This is a genomic window from Enterobacter sp. 296B2 (assembly GCF_034106185.1).
GTDB classification, from domain to species: domain Bacteria; phylum Pseudomonadota; class Gammaproteobacteria; order Enterobacterales; family Enterobacteriaceae; genus Enterobacter; species Enterobacter cloacae_N.
In genome coordinates, this window is the sequence record NZ_JAWNCA010000006.1 from 128,180 (window position 1) to 149,528 (window position 21,349).

The 21,349-nt window shown below is 56.3% G+C and carries 19 protein-coding genes; 6 read left to right on the forward strand and 13 right to left on the reverse strand.

Annotation, left to right across the window (positions count from 1 at the left end; all coding sequences use genetic code 11):
- Positions 1 to 95: 95 nt before the first annotated feature.
- Positions 96 to 1,160, forward strand: a complete 1,065-nt coding sequence (gene ulaG / locus URZ40_RS06860; RefSeq protein ID WP_006810379.1) for an L-ascorbate 6-phosphate lactonase — start codon at positions 96 to 98, stop codon at positions 1,158 to 1,160.
- Positions 1,161 to 1,270: 110 nt separating this feature from the next.
- Positions 1,271 to 2,026, forward strand: a complete 756-nt coding sequence (gene ulaR / locus URZ40_RS06865; protein WP_024907324.1) for an HTH-type transcriptional regulator UlaR — start codon at positions 1,271 to 1,273, stop codon at positions 2,024 to 2,026.
- Here ulaR and yjfP read toward each other — a convergent pair.
- Positions 2,023 to 2,745 (reverse strand): esterase, encoded by a 723-nt coding sequence (gene yjfP / locus URZ40_RS06870; protein WP_192984715.1) that lies wholly within the window; start codon positions 2,743 to 2,745, stop codon positions 2,023 to 2,025. The two genes, ulaR and yjfP, sit on opposite strands and share 4 nt — an antisense overlap.
- 137 nt (positions 2,746 to 2,882) lie before the next feature.
- Here yjfP and bsmA point away from each other — a divergent pair, with 137 nt between their 5' ends.
- The 3 genes from bsmA to URZ40_RS06885 all read left to right on the forward strand — a co-directional run bounded on the left by bsmA (position 2,883) and on the right by URZ40_RS06885 (position 5,739).
- Positions 2,883 to 3,212, forward strand: coding sequence for a biofilm peroxide resistance protein BsmA (gene bsmA / locus URZ40_RS06875; protein ID WP_028015263.1), 330 nt, complete (start codon positions 2,883 to 2,885; stop codon positions 3,210 to 3,212).
- A 136-nt stretch (positions 3,213 to 3,348) separates the two neighbouring features.
- Positions 3,349 to 3,636 carry a DUF1471 family protease activator YjfN gene (gene yjfN / locus URZ40_RS06880; RefSeq protein WP_045134420.1) on the forward strand — a complete coding sequence of 96 codons (288 nt, stop codon included), beginning with the start codon at positions 3,349 to 3,351 and terminating at the stop codon, positions 3,634 to 3,636.
- A 171-nt stretch (positions 3,637 to 3,807) separates the two neighbouring features.
- Complete coding sequence (locus tag URZ40_RS06885; protein WP_166709862.1) at positions 3,808 to 5,739, forward strand: methyl-accepting chemotaxis protein; 1,932 nt, start codon at positions 3,808 to 3,810, stop codon at positions 5,737 to 5,739.
- Here URZ40_RS06885 and URZ40_RS06890 read toward each other — a convergent pair.
- Positions 5,736 to 7,358 (reverse strand): isovaleryl-CoA dehydrogenase, encoded by a 1,623-nt coding sequence (locus tag URZ40_RS06890; RefSeq protein ID WP_320720131.1) that lies wholly within the window; start codon positions 7,356 to 7,358, stop codon positions 5,736 to 5,738. The two genes, URZ40_RS06885 and URZ40_RS06890, sit on opposite strands and share 4 nt — an antisense overlap.
- 194 nt (positions 7,359 to 7,552) lie before the next feature.
- On the opposite strand from URZ40_RS06890, the gene URZ40_RS06895 reads away from it, so the two are divergent.
- The gene (locus URZ40_RS06895; RefSeq protein WP_320720133.1) at positions 7,553 to 8,827 is read left to right on the forward strand and encodes an MFS transporter; all 1,275 of its coding nucleotides are present in this window, start codon (positions 7,553 to 7,555) and stop codon (positions 8,825 to 8,827) included.
- A gap of 89 nt (positions 8,828 to 8,916) precedes the next feature.
- Here URZ40_RS06895 and rlmB read toward each other — a convergent pair whose 3' ends face one another.
- The 11 genes from rlmB to mutL all read right to left on the reverse strand — a co-directional run bounded on the left by rlmB (position 8,917) and on the right by mutL (position 21,347).
- Positions 8,917 to 9,651, reverse strand: coding sequence for a 23S rRNA (guanosine(2251)-2'-O)-methyltransferase RlmB (rlmB, locus tag URZ40_RS06900; RefSeq protein WP_116343612.1), 735 nt, complete (start codon positions 9,649 to 9,651; stop codon positions 8,917 to 8,919).
- Between the two features lie 65 nt (positions 9,652 to 9,716).
- The gene (gene rnr / locus URZ40_RS06905) at positions 9,717 to 12,158 is read right to left on the reverse strand and encodes a ribonuclease R (RefSeq protein WP_163330671.1); all 2,442 of its coding nucleotides are present in this window, start codon (positions 12,156 to 12,158) and stop codon (positions 9,717 to 9,719) included.
- A gap of 38 nt (positions 12,159 to 12,196) precedes the next feature.
- On the reverse strand, positions 12,197 to 12,622 hold the full coding sequence (nsrR, locus tag URZ40_RS06910) for a nitric oxide-sensing transcriptional repressor NsrR (RefSeq protein ID WP_061099476.1): 426 nt from the start codon (positions 12,620 to 12,622) through the stop codon (positions 12,197 to 12,199).
- Positions 12,623 to 12,814: 192 nt separating this feature from the next.
- Positions 12,815 to 14,113, reverse strand: a complete 1,299-nt coding sequence (locus URZ40_RS06915; RefSeq protein ID WP_024907332.1) for an adenylosuccinate synthase — start codon at positions 14,111 to 14,113, stop codon at positions 12,815 to 12,817.
- 104 nt (positions 14,114 to 14,217) lie between these two features.
- On the reverse strand, positions 14,218 to 14,415 hold the full coding sequence (locus URZ40_RS06920) for a DUF2065 domain-containing protein (RefSeq protein WP_003855996.1): 198 nt from the start codon (positions 14,413 to 14,415) through the stop codon (positions 14,218 to 14,220).
- Between the two features lie 70 nt (positions 14,416 to 14,485).
- Positions 14,486 to 15,490 carry a protease modulator HflC gene (hflC, locus tag URZ40_RS06925; protein WP_061099477.1) on the reverse strand — a complete coding sequence of 335 codons (1,005 nt, stop codon included), beginning with the start codon at positions 15,488 to 15,490 and terminating at the stop codon, positions 14,486 to 14,488.
- Positions 15,491 to 15,492: 2 nt separating this feature from the next.
- Entirely contained in the window at positions 15,493 to 16,752 is a 1,260-nt protein-coding gene (hflK, locus tag URZ40_RS06930; protein ID WP_028015254.1) for an FtsH protease activity modulator HflK, read from the reverse strand.
- Between the two features lie 56 nt (positions 16,753 to 16,808).
- A complete protein-coding gene (hflX, locus tag URZ40_RS06935; RefSeq protein WP_023331851.1) occupies positions 16,809 to 18,089 on the reverse strand; it encodes a ribosome rescue GTPase HflX in 1,281 nt (426 codons plus the stop codon).
- A 73-nt stretch (positions 18,090 to 18,162) separates the two neighbouring features.
- Complete coding sequence (gene hfq, locus URZ40_RS06940; protein ID WP_008502919.1) at positions 18,163 to 18,474, reverse strand: RNA chaperone Hfq; 312 nt, start codon at positions 18,472 to 18,474, stop codon at positions 18,163 to 18,165.
- 85 nt (positions 18,475 to 18,559) lie between these two features.
- On the reverse strand, positions 18,560 to 19,510 hold the full coding sequence (gene miaA, locus URZ40_RS06945) for a tRNA (adenosine(37)-N6)-dimethylallyltransferase MiaA (protein ID WP_116343615.1): 951 nt from the start codon (positions 19,508 to 19,510) through the stop codon (positions 18,560 to 18,562).
- Positions 19,503 to 21,347: a DNA mismatch repair endonuclease MutL gene (gene mutL / locus URZ40_RS06950; protein ID WP_320720134.1), complete on the reverse strand. Its 1,845-nt coding sequence runs from the start codon at positions 21,345 to 21,347 to the stop codon at positions 19,503 to 19,505. Before mutL ends, miaA begins: the two co-directional genes overlap by 8 nt.
- Positions 21,348 to 21,349 lie beyond the last annotated feature (2 nt).

Genomic DNA, 21,349 nt, shown 5'->3' on the forward strand with positions numbered 1-21,349 from the left:
CATTTTTACCATTGCAAAGCGCGTTAAATGGTGCCAGCATTAATCACAACAAATCACCATGTGATTACTTTTGATTAAACCCAGGAGTCAAAACGATGAGTAAAGTGAAAACCATCACCCGTGAATCATGGATTCTGAGCACATTCCCGGAGTGGGGTAGCTGGCTGAACGAAGAGATCGAGCAGGAACAGGTTGCTCCTGGCACGTTTGCAATGTGGTGGCTGGGCTGCACCGGTATCTGGCTGAAATCAGAAGGCGGCGCCAATATCTGCGTTGATTTCTGGTGCGGCACCGGCAAGCAGAGCCACGGTAATCCGCTGATGAAAAAAGGCCACCAGATGCAGCGTATGGCCGGCGTTGAAAAACTGCAGCCGAACCTGCGCACCACGCCGTTTGTGCTTGATCCGTTTGCCATTCGTCAGATCGACGCTGTGCTTTCTACCCACGATCATAACGATCATATTGACGTGAACGTGGCGGCAGCGGTAATGCAAAACTGCGCGGACGACGTACCCTTTATCGGGCCGCAAACCTGCGTAGATCTCTGGATTGGCTGGGGCGTGCCGAAAGAGCGCTGCATCGTAATGAAGCCTGGCGACGTGGTGAAAATCAAAGACATTGAAATCCACGCCCTGGATGCCTTTGACCGTACCGCACTGATTACCCTGCCGGCCGACCAGAAAGCTGCGGGCGTACTGCCGGACGGCATGGACGAGCGCGCGGTGAACTACCTGTTCAAGACGCCGGGCGGCTCCCTGTACCACAGCGGTGACTCCCACTACTCCAACTATTACGCGAAGCACGGCAACGAACATCAGATTGACGTAGCGCTGGGCTCGTACGGCGAAAACCCGCGCGGTATTACGGATAAAATGACCAGCGCCGACATGCTGCGTATGGCGGAAGCGCTGAATACCAAAGTGGTTATTCCGTTCCACCACGATATCTGGTCAAACTTCCAGGCCGATCCGCAGGAAATCCGCGTGCTGTGGGAGATGAAAAAAGACCGCCTGAAGTATGGCTTTAAGCCGTTTATCTGGCAGGTCGGCGGCAAGTTCACCTGGCCTCTGGACAAAGACAATCTCGAATATCACTACCCACGCGGTTTCGATGATTGCTTCACCATTGAGCCCGATCTTCCGTTCAAGTCCTTCCTCTGATTATGAGGCCACATCGCCAGACCCTGAGTCTGGCGATTTCATATTTATTTTAGTAATTTCACGCTATTTCAAATATCATCTTTTCAAATCAATTCTTATCGGAATAGCTCATGACGGAAGCGCAACGGCATCAAATTTTACTGGAACTCCTGGCGCAAACAGGGTTTATCACCGTCGAGAAAGTGATCGAACGTTTAGGCATCTCCCCCGCTACCGCGCGGCGGGACATCAACAAGCTGGATGAGAGCGGCAAGCTGAAAAAAGTCCGCAACGGCGCGGAAGCCATCAGCCAGCAGCGTCCACGCTGGTCGCCGATGAATATCCATCAGGCGCAGAATCACGATGAAAAGGTACGGATTGCCAGAGCGGCATCGCAGTTGGTGAACCCCGGTGAGAGCGTCGTCATCAACTGCGGCTCCACGGCGTTTTTGCTGGGTCGCGAGATGTGCGGCAAGCCGGTGCAAATCATCACCAACTATTTGCCGCTGGCTAACTACCTGATCGATCAGGAACATGAGAGCGTGGTGATCATGGGCGGCCAGTACAATAAAAGCCAGTCCATCACGCTCAGCCCACAGGACAGCGAAAACAGTCTCTACGCCGGGCACTGGATGTTTACCAGCGGCAAAGGCCTGACCGCTGACGGTTTGTATAAAACCGATATGCTGACCGCAATGGCGGAACAAAACATGCTTAACGTTGTGGGCAAGCTCGTAGTGCTGGTCGACAGCAGCAAAGTCGGTGAACGCGCAGGCATGCTGTTCAGCCGCGCAGAACAGATCGACATGGTGATCACCGGCAAAGGGGCGAACCCCGAGATCCTCCAGAAGCTGGAAGATCAGGGCGTCAAAGTCCTGCGCGTTTAAAGGTGCTGGCGGAAAAATGCCACCGTGGCGTCCAGCGCCGTTGGCGTGATGCGGTGGCGGACGCCCGATTCCCACAAACAGGTCAGATTAGCGTCCAGTCCTTCATTCTTTAACGCCTGTTGCAGGCGGAAGGTTCCGTCCGGCGGCACCACATCATCCGCATCACCGTGCCACAGCAGCAGCGGGCGATCGGCAAGGCGCGGCAATGCCCGGGTCACTTCCCACTCTGCCAGCATCGCCGCAATTTGCGTTAAATCCTGAGGGGGGAAAAGCGTCTTCGCCAGCGAGGTAAAATAGCCCGAGCCCATCAGACAGGCGACAGACATCACGTCAGGATGATGCGTCATAATCCCCAGCGCCGTCATACCGCCCATCGACGCCCCGGCCACCGCCAGCCGATTATCGGCCACCAGCCCTGCCTCATAAAGCGCATCGCGCAGCCCGGCAAACTCGGTCAGGCTGCCGTGCAGAATGTGCCAGAACTGCCCAAGCCGCGCATGTCCATCGCCCGTGAAGCGCGCCCCGTGGTCAGGGGCATCCGGCATCACCACGCGAAAACCCGCCTGCGCCAGCGCCACCGCAAAATAGCTGTAAACCAGTTTAGATGAGGTAAACCCATGATAAAAAACCACAACCGGCAGCGGTTTATCACGTTTTCCTGCCGGCACGGCATGTAAAATTTCATGTTCACCGAGATGGCGTATTTCAATTTCAATCATTGTCGACCCTGTACGAATGAATGATTCATAATGTTGAGAACTGGGTTACGGTTTGACGCTATTTTCATTCGAAAATAGCGTACCAGATAACACTTCGGGAACATTCCCCCAAAACTAAATTCGCAGACAACTACACTATGGCTAACAGGAAACGAGATATGGTTATGCACAGGTTTGCTGCTTTATTGCTGGTGTTTCTGCTCAGCGGCTGTAGCGCACTGCAGGGTACACCGCAACCCGCTCCCCCGGTTGCCGATCATCCGCAGGAGATTCGTCGTAATCAGACGGAAGGATTACAGCGAATGGGCACCGTCTCCGCGCTGGTTCGCGGTTCGCCGGATGACGCAGAAGACGCAATAAAGGCACAAGCCGTCGCCGCCAAAGCAGATTATTACGTCATTATTATGATCGACGAAACCATCATAACGGGACAGTGGTATTCACAAGCCATTTTGTACCGAAAATAATGGTTTACCTTTGAACGACATTTACACTGCTTTGCGTCCATAGACATTTTCCTGTCCACAATAAACTCCATGCCAGCGACAAGGAATGGGAGTTTATTCGCGAAGGATTGCCCGGCGGATACCGGAAATATGTGAAATGGAGCTGACGATGAAACGAACTCTTGCTTTGACCTCTCTGTTGCTCTCAGCAGGCCTTGTGAGCACCACCGCGCAGTCAGCAGAATTCGCCAGTGCGGATTGCGTAACGGGTCTGAATGAAATAGGCCATATCTCCGTCAATAACATTTCGGGGAGCCCGCAAGACGTTGAACGTATCGTGGCATTAAAGGCCGATGAACAGGGCGCGTCATGGTATCGCATCATCCAGATGCAGGAAGATAACCATATCGATCACTGGCGGGTACAGGCCATTCTCTACGTATAAGTCCTTCCTGATAAAAGCCACTTATTTTTAGTGGCTTTTCGTTTTTGCAAATTTTTTATCTATTTTAAAACCACTCAAAAACAATAAAATAACATTTTGTTACATTAATTCAGTAAACGTAATCTCCGCTCTGCCGTTGAAGAACCATACCTTTTCAATGATGAGCAATTTATGATCAATTTTTTCCGCCGTGCGGGCCTTGGAACAAAGCTGTCGCTGCTGACGGGCGTCAGTGTCGCCACGCTGTTTCTGCTTTTCACTTTCCTGCTCAGCCAAAAAGCCAGCCAGCAGCTTGAAGCCCTCGCGGTAGAAGATCTGCATAATCAGTCCACCGGTATGGTCGACATGGTGCAGATGTTTAATACCAGCCTGAGCGAGGAAGTCGAAAGCTATACCAGACTGTTTACGACATTTCTGCCTCAGCCGTTTAGCGTCGATACTAATCAGACCCGGACCATTAACGGGCTCACCGTTCCCCTGCTGAAAGGGGGCGACGCTGAACTCCATGAAAACACGACATTTTCTGATGACTTTCTGAGTCGTACAGGAGCAATCTCCACGCTGTTTGTTCGCAGCGGTAACGACTTCATTCGCGTTGCCACTTCCCTGCGCAAAGAGAACGGCGATCGCGCCATGGGAACCGTTCTGGACGCGAGCAGCCCGGCGTTTGCCGCCGTCAGCAAAGGTGAAGTCTACCGCGGCCTGGCGCTCCTGTTTGGCAAACGCTACATCACCCAGTACCAGCCCGTTAAGGATAGTGAAGGCCAGGTCATTGGGATCATCTTCGTTGGGGTGGATATCACTCACTCCTGGAACGTCATGCGCGAGAAAATCCTTAACCGCCGCCTGGGCGAGAGCGGGCACTTCTTTGTGCTGGACCGCAGCAACGGCAAAACGCGCGGTCAGTATCTGTTCCATGCCAGCGAAGAGGGAAAACAGCCGAAGTGGGATAGCGCCACCCAACAGCAGCTGCTGAGCGATTCCTCAGGTACGCTGGAACGCGTAAGCGACGACGGCCGCACGCTGAAAATGGCCTATACGCCGCTGCCCGGCTGGAACTGGACCATCGTCGGTGAAGTGGATAAATCAGTCCTGCTCGCGAGCGTTAACGCCATGCGCGACCGTTTCCTACTGGCCGGCGTAGCGTTGTCAGTCCTCTTCGCGGGCCTGTTTGTAGTGCTTATTCGCCGGATGCTGACCCGTCCGCTGCGTAACGTGATTGACCTGGCCCGCCAGTATGCCGCTGGCGATTTGCGCTCCAGCCTGCCCGTCACTCGTCAGGATGAGGTTGGCCAGCTGGTCGATGCCATCAACGGTATTGGCGATGGGCTACAAAAAATTGTCCTGCAGGTCCGTGAAGCCGCGGGCGAGATACATCTGGGTACCAATGCGCTGGCCTCCGATACCGGAGACATCTCCGAGCAGATCAACAAGCAGGCCAGCAGCGTGGAAGAAACCTCCGCCAGCATGGAGCAACTGGCCGCGACCGTGCAGCAAAATGCCGCCAACATGGAGCAAACGCAGCAGCTGGTAGGTGAAACCTCACGCGCGGTTCATCAGGGTGGTGAAACGGTAACCCATGCGGTTGCCACGATGGACGACATTCGCGAAGCATCAAAACGCATCGAAGACATCACGCGCGTAATCGAGTCCATCGCGTTCCAGACCAATATTCTGGCGCTGAATGCGGCGGTTGAAGCAGCACGCGCAGGGGAGCACGGAAAAGGGTTTGCGGTGGTCGCGCAGGAAGTTCGCGCCCTGGCAGGACGCAGCGCTAACGCGGTGAAGGAGATTGAACAGCTGATTGGCGATACGCTACGGAAAGTGGGCGAAGGCCACGCGCTGTCTGAACAGACGCGTCTGGCGATGGATTCCATCATCGTTCATATCGACAACATCAGCCAGCTGGTCACGGAGATTAACCATGCGTCACGCGAGCAGTCCGCGGGGATCGGCCAGGTCAATCTTGCGATGACCCACATTGGCGAAGCGTCGCATATCAACGCCGATCGCATCTCACGCAGCGAGCAAACCGCACGCACGCTGCGCGAGAAAGGGTCACACCTTACCCAACTGGTCAGCCTGTTCCAGCTTAAACGCTAGCCAACCCTGCCCGTGGCGCGCAGCAGCAGATCGCTTTGCACCTGCTCGCTCATCAGCGTACCGCCACGGGTATCCAGCATCATGCGGCACCACGCCTGCGCCACGGGCGGCGATGCGTGCCGCAGCATCTGGCTTCCGGCGCCCAGCAAAAAGAGCTGCCGCGCGATCTCCCTCCCCTGTGCCTCCTGCGGTTTACGCAGCTTTTGCTGAAGCTGCCGCCAGCTGCGGTCAAAGTGTCGGTCCTGTCCTTTCACCTGGGCAAACTCATCGGCAAGCAGGTCGTGGATCCCTGGCTGCTTCGCCAGCACGCGCAGCACGTCCAGGCACATGATATTTCCCGATCCTTCCCAGATGCTGTTCACCGGCATCTCGCGATACAGGCGCGGAAGTTCACTCTCCTCGCAATACCCTACGCCGCCCAACACCTCCATCGCCTCCGCGACAAACGGAATGCCCGCTTTGCACACGCTAAATTTTGCAGCCGGGGTAAAAAGCCTTGCCCAGGCGGCCTCCTGCGGATCGGTACGGTTATCCCACGCCCTGGCCAGGCGGAACAACAGCGCCGTTTGCCCCTCCAGCACCAGCGCCATGCGGCTTAACGCTTCGCGCATTAACGGCTGATCGATAAGGTTTTTGCCGAAGGTCTGACGCTGATGGGCATGGTACAGCGCCACGGATAACGCCCGGCGCATTAGCCCGTGGCTGCCCAGGGCGCAGTCAAAGCGCGTCAGACCGCCCATTTTGAGGATCTGCCGTACCCCTTCGCCCTCTTCCCCCAGCAGCCAGCCGGAAGCGTCGAGGAACTCCGCCTCACTGCTGGCGTTGGAGCGGTTGCCAAGCTTCTCTTTCAGACGCTCAAGGCGCACGGCGTTGCGCTGTCCGTCGGGCAAGAAACGCGGAACAAAAAAGCAGGAAAGGCCGCCTTTCGCCTGGGCCAGCACCAGATGCGCATCGCTTTGTGGTACGGAGAAAAACCATTTATGCCCCACCAGCCGGTAGCTGCCGTCGCTGCATTTTTCCGCTCTGGTGGTGTTGCTGAGCACGTCCGAGCCGCCCTGCTTTTCCGTCATCCCCATGCCGATCAGCAGGCCGCGCTTTTGCCCACCCGGCGCGAGATGGGGATCGTAGCGATCGCTCATCAGCGGCGTTAACCAGCCATGAAACGGTTTGGGCAGCGACTGCTGCAACAGCGGCGTGGCGGCAAAGGTCATGGTCACCGGGCATAACGTCCCCGCTTCTACCTGAGCATGGAGCACGAAGCGCGCGGCCCTGGCGATAAAAGAGCCTTTTCGCGCCTCCTCTTCCCATGCCAGATTATGTACCCGGTTGGCGCAGAGCCCCTGCATCAGCAGGTGCCACGCGGGGTGAAAGCGAACGTCATCCAGCCGCTCTCCGGTGGCGTCGTAGCGTAATAGCTCCGGTGGATTCACGTTCGCGAGCCTGCCCAGCTCCAGCGATTCCGCCGTACCCAACTGCTGACCAATGCTGGCGAGGAGTTCTATATCCCACTCGGCCCCTTCACGCGCCACCGCATCACGCAGGGCGCAGTCTGAAAGGAAAAGGTTGCTGTTAGAGAGTGGGGCAGGTTGATTAAAAACGGTATGGGTCTGCCAGTGCATGCTGTCTCCCTCCTTCAGTGGCAATGAAGGTAAGTATGGACAGACCGCGTGCACGCTGCATGGGAGTGAGGTCACACGGTGGTGATCCCGCTGATATCATTCGTGAAATAGCTCACAGAACATAAGAATAAACTATTTCATTACCCAGCTTATGTTGAATAATTTATTCTTAACCCGTCTTTGTGAGGATCGTTATGCAACAGGATGCGCACAAGCGTGCATTAATTGCAGGCTCCATTGGTAACTTCATCGAGTGGTATGAGTTTGCGGTCTACGGTTTTCTGGCGACCGTGATTGCGAAGAACTTCTTCCAGCTTGAGGGAGAGGCGGGACTGACCAGTCTGATCCTCACCTGGGCCTCGTTTGCCATCGCCTTCTTCTTCCGTCCGCTGGGTGCGGTGATATTTGGCCGTATTGGCGACAGGATTGGGCGAAAACCGACGCTGATTATTGTGCTGGTGCTGATGACGCTCGCCACCACGGCCATCGGCATCGTGCCCGTCTACGCCAGTATCGGCATTGCTGCGCCGTTAATCATTACGCTGCTGCGCATCCTGCAGGGGCTGTTCGCGGGCGGCGAGTACGGTGGTGCGGTCTCGCTGATGACCGAGTTCGCCCCGCGCGGCAAGCGCGGCCTGTACGGCGCGTGGCAGTCCTTTACCGTAGCGCTCGGGCTGTTAGCGGGCGCTGGTATTGTCGCGCTGCTCTCTGCCGTTCTTACCCCTGAAGACCTGCATGACTGGGGCTGGCGCATTCCGTTCTTCCTTGCCCTGCCGATGGGTGCGGTCGCGCTATGGCTGCGGGTGAGTATGGAAGAGACGCCGAGCTTTGTGCAGCAGCAGGAAAAACCGGCTGCTGCTCAGGCCAGCACTTCCGCCACGCTCAAAACCATCCTGATGGGCATTGGGCGCGTGATGGTCTGGTCCGCGGCGGGATATACCTATCTGGTAATTATGCCAACCTACCTGCAGTCAGCGCTGCACACCGGCTTTAACCAGGCGCTGCTGATCGCGGTGATTTCAAATATTGGCTTTGCGCTGACGATTATCCCGGCCGGGATCCTGAGCGACAGGATTGGCCGCCGCACGGTGATGATTATCGCTACCGCGCTGCTGCTGATCCTCGCCCTGCCGCTGCTGAAAATTCTTCAGGCGGAGTCGAGCACGCTGGCGGTGAAGGCTGGTGTGGTACTCATTGCGGGCGGTCTGGTGGGCATGCTGGCGGGGCCGGGCCCGGCAATGCTATCTGAGATGTTCCCGACTCGCGTGCGCTATACGGGGCTGGGGCTGGCCTACTCTTTGTCGAACGCAATTTTCTCGGGATGTGCAGGGCTAATCATTACCGGGCTGATTAAGCAGACGGGCAACCTGGATATTCCGGCGTATTACGTGATGGCGACGGCGGTAGTGAGTATTTTCGCGCTGATGACGCTGAGGAAGGATGACCATTTGCGGTCGCTAGAAGAGTGAGTTTGTCACCGTCTGGTGCCTCACCCCGGCCCTCTCCCACGGGGAGAGGGAGAAAACACAAAAGGCCGTCCTGTGGACGGCCTTGCTGTTTATGCTCCCCGCTGGCGCACCGCTTCAAACAGGCAGATGCCCGTCGCAACGGAAACGTTCAGAGACGACACGCTGCCCGCCATCGGGATACTAATCAGCTCGTCGCAGTGTTCGCGGGTCAGACGACGCATGCCTTCGCCTTCCGCTCCCATAACCAGCGCCAGACGGCCGGTCATTTTGCTCTGGTACAGAGTATGATCCGCTTCACCGGCGGTACCGACGATCCAGATGTTCTCTTCCTGCAGCATACGCATGGTGCGCGCCAGGTTGGTCACGCGGATCAGCGGAACGTTTTCCGCCGCGCCGCAGGCCACTTTCTTCGCAGTCGCGTTCAGCTGCGCGGAGCGATCTTTCGGCACGATCACCGCGTGCACGCCCGCCGCATCGGCGCTGCGCAGGCACGCGCCGAGGTTATGCGGATCGGTTACGCCATCGAGGATCAGGAAGAACGGGTTATCCAGCCCGGCAATCAAATCCGGCAGATCATTTTCCTGATACTGACGGCCAGGCTTCACGCGGGCAATGATTCCCTGGTGAACCGCGCCTTCGCTTTTCTCATCCAGGAACTGGCGGTTAGCCAGCTGGATCACCACGCCCTGCGCTTCCAGCGCGTGGATCAGCGGCATCAGACGCTTATCTTCACGCCCTTTCAGAATAAAGACTTCCTGAAAACGCTCCGGTGCGCGCTCGAGAAGGGCCTGCACCGCGTGGATGCCGTAAATCATTTCACTCATTGATGGTTCTCGTAATAAGTATTTCCCCTCTCCCGGTTGGGGAGAGGGTCAGGGTGAGGGGAGAATTACTCCGCCTGCTTTTTCTTGGCCGCGCGCTTCGCTTTGGTGGCGGCAGCAATTTTCTGCGTTTTCGCGGAAGGCTTTTTAGCTGAACGGGCTTCTTTCTTCGCCGCCTTCGGCTTCTGTTTCTTCTCGCCGCGGAACGCGCTGTCCGGCTCGAAGTTTACCTTTTTGCCTGCCTGGCGACGTTTACCGCTCGCTTTACCGTTGCCGCCCTTTTTCGCCCTTTCACGCTCGGTTTTACCGACGTTACGCGGCGCGCGCTCGCTGGAGATCAGGCTGAAGTCGATTTTACGGTCGTCCATATTCACGGCTTCAACCTTCACTTCCACACGGTCGCCCAGACGATAGGTCTGGCCGCCAGATTCGCCAATCAGGCGCTGGCCGACCTGGTCGAAGCGGTAGTAGTCGTTATCCAGGCTGGAGACGTGCACCAGGCCGTCGATGAACAGCTCATCCAGACGAACGAAGAAACCAAAGCCGGTAACGCTGGCAATCACGCCTTTAAAGACGTTGCCCACCTGGTCCAGCATAAAGTCACACTTCAGCCAGTCCGCAACGTCACGCGTGGCTTCATCAGCACGGCGTTCGGTCATGGAACAGTGCTGGCCCAGCTGCAGCATCTCTTCCATCGAATAGTGATACCCGCCGGTTTCGGTGGTGTTCCCTTTATGACCCTGCTCCTGCGCCAGCAGATACTTGATCGCACGGTGCAGGGACAGGTCAGGATAGCGGCGGATCGGCGAGGTAAAGTGCGCGTAAGACTGCAGCGCCAGGCCGAAGTGCCCCCGGTTTTCCGGATCGTAAATAGCCTGCTTCATAGAGCGCAGCAGCATCGTCTGCAGCATTTCTGCGTCAGGACGGTCGCCAATGGACTCCAGCAGCTCGGCGTAATCACGCGGCTCTGGCTTGTTACCGCCAGGCAGCTCCAGACCCAGTTCAGCCAGCACGGAGCGGAACGCGGTGATGGCTTCCGTCGACGGCTTATCGTGGATACGGAACAGCGCAGGCTCTTTGGCTTTCTCAACAAATCTCGCCGCCGAGATGTTCGCCAGAATCATACACTCTTCGATCAGCTTGTGCGCATCGTTACGCTGGGTCTGCTCGATACGCTCAATGCGGCGTTCCGCATTGAAGATAAACTTCGCTTCTTCGCTCTCAAAGGAGATCCCGCCGCGCTCTTCGCGCGCCTGATCCAGCGTTTTGTAGAGGTTATGCAGCTCTTCGATGTGCTTAACCAGCGGCGCGTACTGCTCGCGAAGATCCTGGTCGCCCTGCAGCATATGCCAGACCTTGGTATAGGTCAGACGCGCGTGCGAGCTCATCACCGCTTCGTAGAATTTGTAGCCCGTTAAGCGCCCTTTGGTGGAGATAGTCATCTCGCAAACCATACATAGGCGGTCAACCTGCGGGTTCAGGGAACACAGGCCGTTTGAGAGCACTTCCGGCAGCATCGGTACAACCTGAGACGGGAAGTAGACCGACGTACCGCGGCTGCGCGCTTCGTTATCCAGCGGCGTGTGCGGACGAACGTAGTAGCTTACGTCAGCAATCGCCACCCACAGACGCCAGCCGCCGCCGCGTTTTTTCTCGCAGTAGACGGCGTCATCGAAGTCGCGGGCATCTTCACCATCAATGGTGACCAGCGGCAGGGAGCGCAGATCCACACGGCCCGCTTTGGACTCTTCCGGCACTTCTTCACGCAGGTTTTCAATCTGCTCCTCGACCGCTTTCGGCCAGACGTACGGGATCTCATGCGTGCGCAGCGCCATATCGACGGCCATGCCGGTGCCCATGTTATCGCCCAGCACTTCGACGATTTTCCCGACCGCTTTGGTGCGACGGGTTGGGCGCTGGGTAAGTTCCACCACCACCACAAAGCCCATGCGCGCGCCCATCACCTCTTCAGGTGGGATCAGAATATCGAAGCTCAGACGGCTGTCGTCCGGCACAACAAAACCCACGCCCGCATCGGTAAAGTAGCGGCCCACAATCTGGCTGGTTTTCGGCACCAGCACGCGAACCACGCGCGCCTCGCGGCGGCCTTTACGGTCGGCACCCAGCGGCTGCGCCAGGATCTGGTCGCCGTGGATACACATTTTCATCTGTTCGGATGAGAGATACAGATCGTCTTTACGGCCTTCCACTCGCAGGAAGCCAAAGCCGTCACGGTGACCAATCACGGTGCCTTTCAGCAGGTCGAGGCGTTCAGGCAGCGCGTAGCACTGGCGGCGGGTAAAGACCAACTGCCCGTCGCGCTCCATGGCGCGCAGGCGGCGGCGAAGGGCTTCAATTTGCTCTTCACCTTCAATATTTAATTCAACGGCAAGTTCTTCACGATTGGCGGGTTTTTCGCGTTTTGTTAAGTGTTCAATGATGAACTCGCGGCTGGGAATAGGATTCGCGTATTTTTCGGCTTCGCGTTCCTGGAAAGGATCTTGTGACATGTCGGTTCCTCCGTTGTCAGCTCCGGTGGAAATTTTCTTCATTCCACCAGCAATAATTTATAAAGCGGTTGATTCTCTTCAACCAAATCGGCCAGCGTGTAGTTATCCAGTTCCTTGAGAAAACTTTGCACGGCCTTAGAAAGCGCCTGTTTCAGGCGGCAAGCGGGCGTAATGTGGCAGAACTCGCTGCTGCAGTTCACCAGAGACAAGGGCTCCAGCTCGCGTACCACATCCCCGATACGAATACTCTGTGCCGGTTTACCAAGACGGATCCCTCCATTCTTCCCGCGGACGGCAGCAACGTATCCGGCACGGCTAAGTTGATTGATTATTTTGACCATATGATTACGGGATACACCGTATACCTCTGTCACTTCAGAGATACTGGTCATCTTCCCTTCGGGTAACGACGCCATGTAAATCAGCGCGCGTAAGCCGTAATCGGTGAAACTTGTTAACTGCACATCAACCTCAGGAAAAAGGGAAAACGCGGTCAAACCGCTGAGATATTCATTAATGATGATAAACCAGCCAGATAGTTAGGGGCTAATTTATTTGACAGACGGGGCGAAAAAGCGGAGATCCAGGAGCGGTCGCCGGTTGGCGCTACGCTTATCCGGCCTGCGGGTCTCCCCGCAGGCCAGCAGTCACGAAGATTATGCGTCGAACGGGTCGCGCAGAATCATCGTTTCAGTACGATCCGGGCCGGTAGAAATAATATCGATCGGCACTTCGGTCAGTTCTTCGATGCGCTTGATGTAATCCAGCGCTGCCTGCGGCAGGCCGCTACGCTCTTTCACACCGAAGGTGGTCTCAGACCAGCCCGGCATGGTTTCGTAGATTGGCTCGATGCCTTCCCAGTCGTCAGCGGCCAGCGGAGTGGTGGTCACTTCACGGCCATCTGGCATACGGTAGCCTACGCAGATTTTCACTTCTTTGAGGCCGTCCAACACGTCCAGCTTGGTCAGGCAGAAGCCAGACAAGGAGTTGATCTGCACTGCACGACGCACTGCAACCGCATCCAGCCAGCCGGTACGACGACGACGACCGGTAGTCGCGCCAAACTCGTTACCCTGCTTGCACAGGAACTCGCCGGTTTCATCAAACAGTTCGGTCGGGAATGGACCCGCACCCACGCGAGTGGAGTACGCTTTGATGATACCCAGAACGTAATCCACATAACGTGGACCCAGGCCGGAGCCGGTCGCCACGCCACCCGCGGTGGTGTTAGAGGAGGTTACGTACGGGTAGGTACCGTGGTCGATGTCAAGCAGCGTACCCTGCGCACCTTCGAACATGACGAAATCGCCACGCTTGCGCGCCTGGTCCAGCAGATCGGATACATCAACAACCATACCGGTCAGAATGTCTGCAATCGCCATGACGTCATCCAGCACTTTCTGGTAGTCAACAGCGTCAGCTTTGTAGAAGTTCACCAGCTGGAAGTTGTGATATTCCATCACTTCTTTCAGTTTTTCAGCGAAGGTCGCTTTGTCGAAGAGGTCGCCCACGCGCAGACCGCGACGTGCAACTTTATCTTCGTAAGCCGGGCCGATACCACGACCGGTGGTGCCGATTGCTTTCGCGCCGCGCGCTTTTTCACGTGCTACGTCCAGCGCCACGTGATAGTCCAGGATCAGCGGGCAGGCTTCGGAGAGCAGCAGACGCTCACGAACAGGGATACCACGGTCTTCCAGACCTTTCATCTCTTTCATCAGCGCAGCAGGAGAAAGCACAACGCCGTTACCGATGATGCTGGTGACGTTATCGCGAAGAATGCCTGATGGAATAAGATGGAGGACGGTTTTTTCACCGTTGATTACGAGAGTATGGCCTGCGTTGTGACCGCCCTGGTAGCGTACAACATATTTAGCCCGTTCAGTCAGAAGATCAACAATCTTCCCTTTACCTTCGTCACCCCATTGGGTGCCCAGTACGACGACGTTGTTACCCATTTTTTTCAAAATCACCGTTTGCTTAAAAATGGATTCTACCATCGCTTTTTCAGATATACAGCACTTTTTGACCCTAAAATATGCCAATTGCGGCTAGTTTTTGATCAGCCAATCGTTTTCCTCAACATGTAGTAGATAACGATACCGGCAACCACAAGACCGCCGCCGAAACGACGCAAGATATTATCCGGCAGCTGGCTCATGGTCGCGATCATACGACGCCATGCGCGCGGATAGAGCATCGGACCGAGGCCTTCCAGCACCAGAACCAGGGCCAGCGCAAGCCAGATCGTTGAATTCATTTTTCATCCTTATAAAAGAAAACCACCGCTCCGTTGGGAGCGGTGGTTTGAATACTCAAACGAGCTGAGTTTATCGCGTTGCGTTGGTCGGCGTCTTCATATAACGGAAGAAATCGCTGTCCGGGCTGAGCACCATCACATCCTGGTTGCTCTTGAAGCTATTCTCGTACGCGCGCAGGCTACGGATAAAGGCGTAGAAGTCTGGATCCTGGCTGAAGGCATCGGCGAACAGCTTCGCGGCTTCCGCATCGCCTTCACCGCGCAGGATACGGCCCTGACGCTCAGATTCCGCCAGCGTCTTGGTCACTTCATAGTCCGCTGCCGCACGCAGTTTTTCGGCCTCTTCCTGGCCCTGTGAACGGTGACGACGGGCTACCGCTTCACGCTCGGCGCGCATACGGTTGTAGATCGCCTCGGACACTTCAGCTGGCAGGTTGATCTGCTTGATACGCACGTCAACCACTTCGATACCCAGCGCTGCCATACTGTTCGGGTTGATCACCGGAACTTTACCGTTGGTTTCAGCCTGAACGCGTTCAGCGGCTTTAGCAATCGCGTCATCCGCTGCTGGCGTTTCCACTTCGTCTTCCGTGCCCGCAGTACCGGAGTTCAGCGCATCGCGTACTTCCAGCGTCAGACGACCACGGGAGTCGGTCACGATGTCTTTCACATCCAGACGACCAATCTCAGAACGCAGACGGTCAGAGAACTTACGTTTCAGCAGCACTTCCGCCTGAGAAACGTCACCACCGCCCGTTGCCAGGAAGTAGCGGCTGAAATCGCTGATGCGCCATTTGATATAAGAATCAACGATCAGGTCTTTCTTCTCTTTGGTCACGAAACGGTCAGCCTGGTTATCCATGGTCTGGATACGCGCATCCAGCGTTTTCACTGACTGAATAAACGGCACCTTGAAGTGCAGACCCGGCTCGTAAATCACCGGACGTTTGTCACTGTCACGCACGACGCTGCTGAACTGGAATTTGATCCCACGCTCGCCCTCTTTCACCACAAAGATCGAGGTATACAGCACGACCAGTACGATGACGACGATCGCAATAACTGACTTACGCATCCTTATTCCCCCTGACGCTGGTAGTCGTTACGCTGCGCGTTAGCACGGCGTTGGTCCATAATGTCACCATCGTTCGAAGAAGGCGTTGTGTTCGCGCTGGAGCTGCCTGATGAGGCTGGCGGCAGACGCAGCAGGTTGTTCGCTCCGCTGGTGTCTTTCGCTGCCGGCGCAGAACCGCCTTTCAGCATCTGATCCAGCGGCAGAACCATCAGGTTTCCACCTTTGCTGTCGTTAACCAACACTTTGCGGGTGTGGCTCAGCACTTTTTCCATGGTCTCGATATACAGACGCTCGCGGGTAATTTCCGGCGCGGCTTTGTATTCCGGCAGGATGCGCGCAAAACGAGCCACTTCACCCTGAGCTTCCAGGATGGTCTGGGTCTTATACGCACGCGCCTCTTCCAGAATACGCTGCGCCTGACCGTTAGCACGCGGCTGCACTTCGTTGGTGTACGCCTCTGCTTCGCGGATGTACTGCTGTTCGTTTTCACGGGCGGCAATCGCATCATCAAACGCGGCCTTCACCTCTTCCGGCGGACGCGCAGCCTGGAAGTTGACGTCCAGCAGGGTGATACCCATGTTGTACGGACGAATCGTCTCCTCCAGCTCGCGCTGGGTATCGCTACGAATAACGGTACGACCTTCGGTCAGGATGCGGTCCATCGTGTATTTGCCGATTACACCACGCAGGGCGCTGTCGGTCGCCTGACGCAGACTGTCATCGGCGCTGGTCACGCTAAACAGATAACGCTCAGGATCGGTCACGCGGTACTGCACGTTCATCTCGACGCGCACCACGTTTTCGTCAGAGGTCAGCATCACGCCGGAGGCGGCCAGTTCACGGACGGACTCCACGTTGACTGCAGTAACGTCGTCAATGAAGGTCGGTTTCCAGTTCAGGCCCGGCTCAACCAGATGGCTGAACTTACCGAAACGGGTGACCACGCCGCGTTCTGCTTCTTTAATGGTGTAGAACCCGCTGGCTGCCCAGACGATCACCAGCCCGGCAGCAACGATGCCCACCAGGCGGCCACCTAATTGCGGGCGAGGTCCCTGGCTGGAACTGCCACCCGAGCCTGAACCTTTTCCTCCGCCAAGGCCACCAAGCTTTTTGCTCAGCTTGCGGAAGATATCATCCAGATCCGGCGGCCCCTGCTCGCGACCACCTTTGTTGCCATTTCCCCCAGAGTTGCCGCCTTGATTATTGCTGCTTCCCCACGGGTCGCGGTCTTGTCCGTTATTACCGGGCTGATTCCACGCCATGTATATGCTCCATATTTGTTATGCAAGGGCGAATTTTTCAGGCTTCCCCTTTCTGATCAGACGATATAGTCCGCCAGCGCAGGTTCTTGTTTACAGAGGCGACGCCAGTCAACGATCGGCATACGCACCTGCATCCCCACGCTGCCGTCATCCTCCATCCACTCTTTTTCTATCGCCTGAAGCTGATAAAACCGGCTGCGCAGCCTGCCTTCCTGTGGCGGCAGTCGCAGCGTGTGCTGAGCTACCTCACCGGAAAGACGTTCTGTCAAAGCCTGGAAAAGCAGTGGCACACCAATACCGGCCTGAGCAGAAAGCCAGACCCGAATCGGTTTGTTCTCTTCATCTCGGTCGATACGCGGTTCGAAATCCTCCAGCATATCGATCTTATTCATCACCAACAGCGTGGGAATTTCGTGGGCGTCAATTTCTTCCAGCACCACGTTCACCGCGTCGATGTTCTCCTGCACGCGTACGTCAGCCGCATCAATCACGTGCAGCAGCAGGGTCGCCTGACGCGTCTCCTGCAACGTCGCCTTAAACGCCGCCACCAGATCGTGCGGCAGATGGCGGATAAACCCTACGGTATCCGCCAGCACTGTTTCACCCACGTCTGCAACGTCAATGCGGCGCAGCGTCGGGTCCAGGGTCGCAAACAGCTGGTCTGCGGCATACACCTGGGCCTCGGTTATCTGGTTAAACAGGGTGGATTTACCGGCGTTGGTATAGCCCACCAGCGACACCGTTGGGATGTCGGCTTTGGTTCGCGCCCGACGCCCCTGTTCACGCTGTTTCTCTACACGTTCCAGACGTGAGAGGATCTGGGTAATACGGCCACGCAGCAAACGGCGGTCGGTTTCGAGCTGGGTTTCACCCGGACCGCGCAAACCAATCCCGCCTTTTTGTCTTTCAAGGTGGGTCCAGCCACGCACCAGACGCGTCGCCAGATGGCGCAACTGCGCCAGCTCAACCTGCAGTTTCCCCTCGTGGGTTCGTGCACGCTGAGCAAAAATATCTAAAATCAATCCCGTGCGATCGATAACACGGCATTCGCAGAGAGCTTCCAGGTTGCGCTCCTGGGCTGGAGACAGCGCATGATCAAACAACACGACTGACGCGCCGGTTGCTTTTACGGCATCCGCAATTTCTACTGCTTTACCTTCACCAACAAAATACTTTGGGTGCGGCGCTTTACGGCTACCGGTAATCACCTGCATTGCTTCGACACCGGCGGAAGAGACCAGAGATTCAAACTCCTGGAGGTCTTCCATATCTTTGTCTTGCGAAAAATAGATGTGTACCAGCACCGCCTGCTCACCGGCATCATAACGGTCAAACAAGCGTAAACCTCTCTAAAAAGATCAGCGGGGAACGCAGGATCCCTGGCTCCCCGTGTGGATAACAGCTGAAACCTTATTCGGTCTCGTCGCTGTCCTGCGCTGGCGTTGAAGAACCCTGCGCGTTGCTGCCGTGATGGTAGTTACTGCCTGTGCCGCCGCCAGCGTTATTGCTGTGATGAGAGACCGGACGGGACGGAACAACAGTAGAGATAGCGTGCTTGTAGACCATCTGGCTGACCGTGTTTTTCAACAGGATCACGAACTGATCGAAAGACTCAATCTGACCTTGCAGCTTAATACCATTCACCAAATAAATAGAAACTGGAACACGTTCCCGACGCAATGCGTTCAGGAACGGATCTTGTAAAGATTGCCCCTTAGCCATTCTATCTTTTCCTTATATGCTTGTTTTGTACTTAGAACCTTGCGATTCTGAAAAATTGCGCACGATACGTCTCAATTGTACACATTCAGTGGGCGATATCACCAACAACCTCAATCACCTCGTTTAACGCCTGTTGCGGTTTTTCACTGTCTAACCAGTGAACTCCCTCCCAACCGCGCAACCAGGTGATCTGGCGCTTCGCTAACTGTCTCGTGGCGCAAACACCTCGATAAACCATTTCATCGTATGAAATCTCACCTTCAAGATACGACCACATCTGGCGGTATCCCACACAACGAACGGAAGGCATATCCGTATGCAAATCTCCACGGGCAAATAGCGCCCGCACTTCTGCTTCAAAATCTGAAGCCAACATCTGATGAAAACGCTGCTCAATTCGTTGATGGAGCAGTTCACGGCTCGCCGGGGCGATGGCGAACTGATGCACCTGATACGGCAGAGCGTCTCCTGACGTTTGCGTCAGTTCCGTTAAAGTTTTACCCGAAATGAAAAAAACTTCCAGTGCCCGGGAAAGCCTTTGCGGATCATTTGGATGGATCCGCGCTGCCGCAACCGGGTCAACCTCCGCCAGTTGCTTATGCAATACGTCCCATCCCTGCTCTGCAGCCTGCTGCTCAATCTTTGCTCTCACCTCAGGGTCCGCGGAAGGTAAAGGAGACAACCCTTCAAGCAGCGCCTTGAAGTAGAGCATGGTTCCGCCAACCAACAGCGGTATACGCCCCGCGGCGGTGATCTCGGCCATCTCGGCTAAGGCATCCCGGCGGAAATCCGCTGCGGAGTAAGCCTCTGCCGGGTCGAGAATATCCAGCAAACGGTGCGGTGCCGCACGCAGTTCATCTGCGCCGGGCTTCGCCGTGCCGATGTCCATCCCTCGATAGATGAGGGCGGAATCAACGCTAATCAACTCTACAGGCAAAACTTTACGTAACTCAATGGCTAACGCCGTTTTGCCCGAGGCCGTTGGGCCCATTAAAAAAATTGCCTTTGGCAGGCTCGCCTTACTTACGTCAGTCATGTTTCAGGGCGGTCATCGCCGTTTTTAAATCAACAGGTTGTAATAACCCACCCGGCGGCGCTTTCACCAGCTGTGGGCAGAGGCGTTCCACCTCCGCAAGCACGGTAATCGCCTGCGCCATACTCCACGGTGAATGTTCGCTGGCCAGATGGCGGGCGATCCACTGCGCGGTGTTGGCAGCCTCAAACGATGTCTGCTGCGCCAGGTAGCCTATCAGTTCAGGAATCAAGTTTTGTAAATTTTGTTGGCGTAAGGGTAAAGGCACTGCGCGAATTGTCACATGTTGTGGTTCGAGCACAATTTCAATGCCCATTTGCGCCAGCTGGGCCTCTGCATGCTGCAATACCCTTGTTTCTTCAGGGGATATTTTCAGGCGAACCGGGATTAACAGCGGCTGCGCACAGGCCACATTATCCCCCGGCGTCAGCTGCGCCTGCTTGAGCCAGCGTTCGGCAACCGGCAGCGCCAGAAGCAGCAGTTTGCCGTCGCGCTCAAGCAGCGCCATATCCGGTGCGATAATCGTGAGCACCCGGCCAAAACTCTGGCTATGGCCTTCAAGGGAAGGTGTCGCCACCGAAACGTGCTCTTTGCGCTCGACTGCCGGCGTTTCCAGCAGTTTACGGTACAGCGCCCCCTGCTGCTTTTGATAGCCGGGCTGAGCGTTCGGGTAGTTCGCGCCCGTCGGACGCGGTGCGACCCCTGCTGAGGAGAAACGCGGGGCGTCCGGTTCACGCGCGACGGCAGGCTCCGCAAAATGGTTGCGACCTGCAGCGACACGGTTTTCCGGAATGGGGCGCGGTGCGGAGTCTTCTTTTTCCAGCGGCAGTGTGGGTTCAAGCTGCTGTTGCAGTACGCTCAGCACGCCCTGGTAGATAAAATCATGTACCAGACGCGACTGATGGAACCGCACCTCATGCTTGGCAGGATGGACGTTGACATCCACCTGATGCGGGTCGATCTCCAGATAAAGTACAAAGGCAGGTTGCTGATCTGCCCCGAGCTTATCTTCGCAGGCCTGGCGAATGGCGTGGTTAATGAGGCGGTCGCGCATCATACGGCCGTTAACGTAGCAATACTGAATTTCAGAGAACGCCGCGCTGCTGGCATGCGGATCGGCCACCCAGCCACGTAAAGCCAGATCGCCGTGCTGCCACTCGATAGCCAGCGCCTGTTCCAGGAACGGCGTCCCGCAGATAGCCCCTAAACGTCGCTCTTTCTGCCCACCTTCAGCCACCGCGCGGTACTGGCGCATTACCTTGCCGTTATGGCTGAGGTTGATGGTGACGTCGAAACGGGCGAGCGCAATTCGGCGGATGATCTCGTCGATATGGCCGAACTCGGTTTTTTCGGTACGCATAAACTTACGGCGGGCGGGAGTGTTGTAGAACAGATCCAGAACTTCCAGCGTGGTACCGACAGGGTGCGCCGCGGGTTTGACCGTCACGTCCATATCCCGCCCTTCAGCGTAGGCCTGCCAGGCTTCCTGCTGTTCAGCGGTGCGGGAGGTCAGCGTTAAACGAGACACCGAACTGATACTGGCCAGCGCTTCGCCGCGAAAACCGAGGCTGATAATCGCTTCCAGGTCATCCAGAGAGGCAATTTTACTGGTGGCATGACGCGCCAGCGCCAGCGCCAGCTCCTCTTTTTTGATCCCGCAGCCGTTGTCGCGAATGCGGATAAGCTTCGCGCCGCCGCGTTCAATATCAATATCAATGCGGGTTGCGCCCGCATCGAGGCTGTTTTCCACCAGCTCTTTCACTACCGACGCAGGGCGTTCCACCACCTCACCGGCGGCGATTTGGTTCGCGAGCTGCGGCGGCAGAACCTGAATCGGCATGA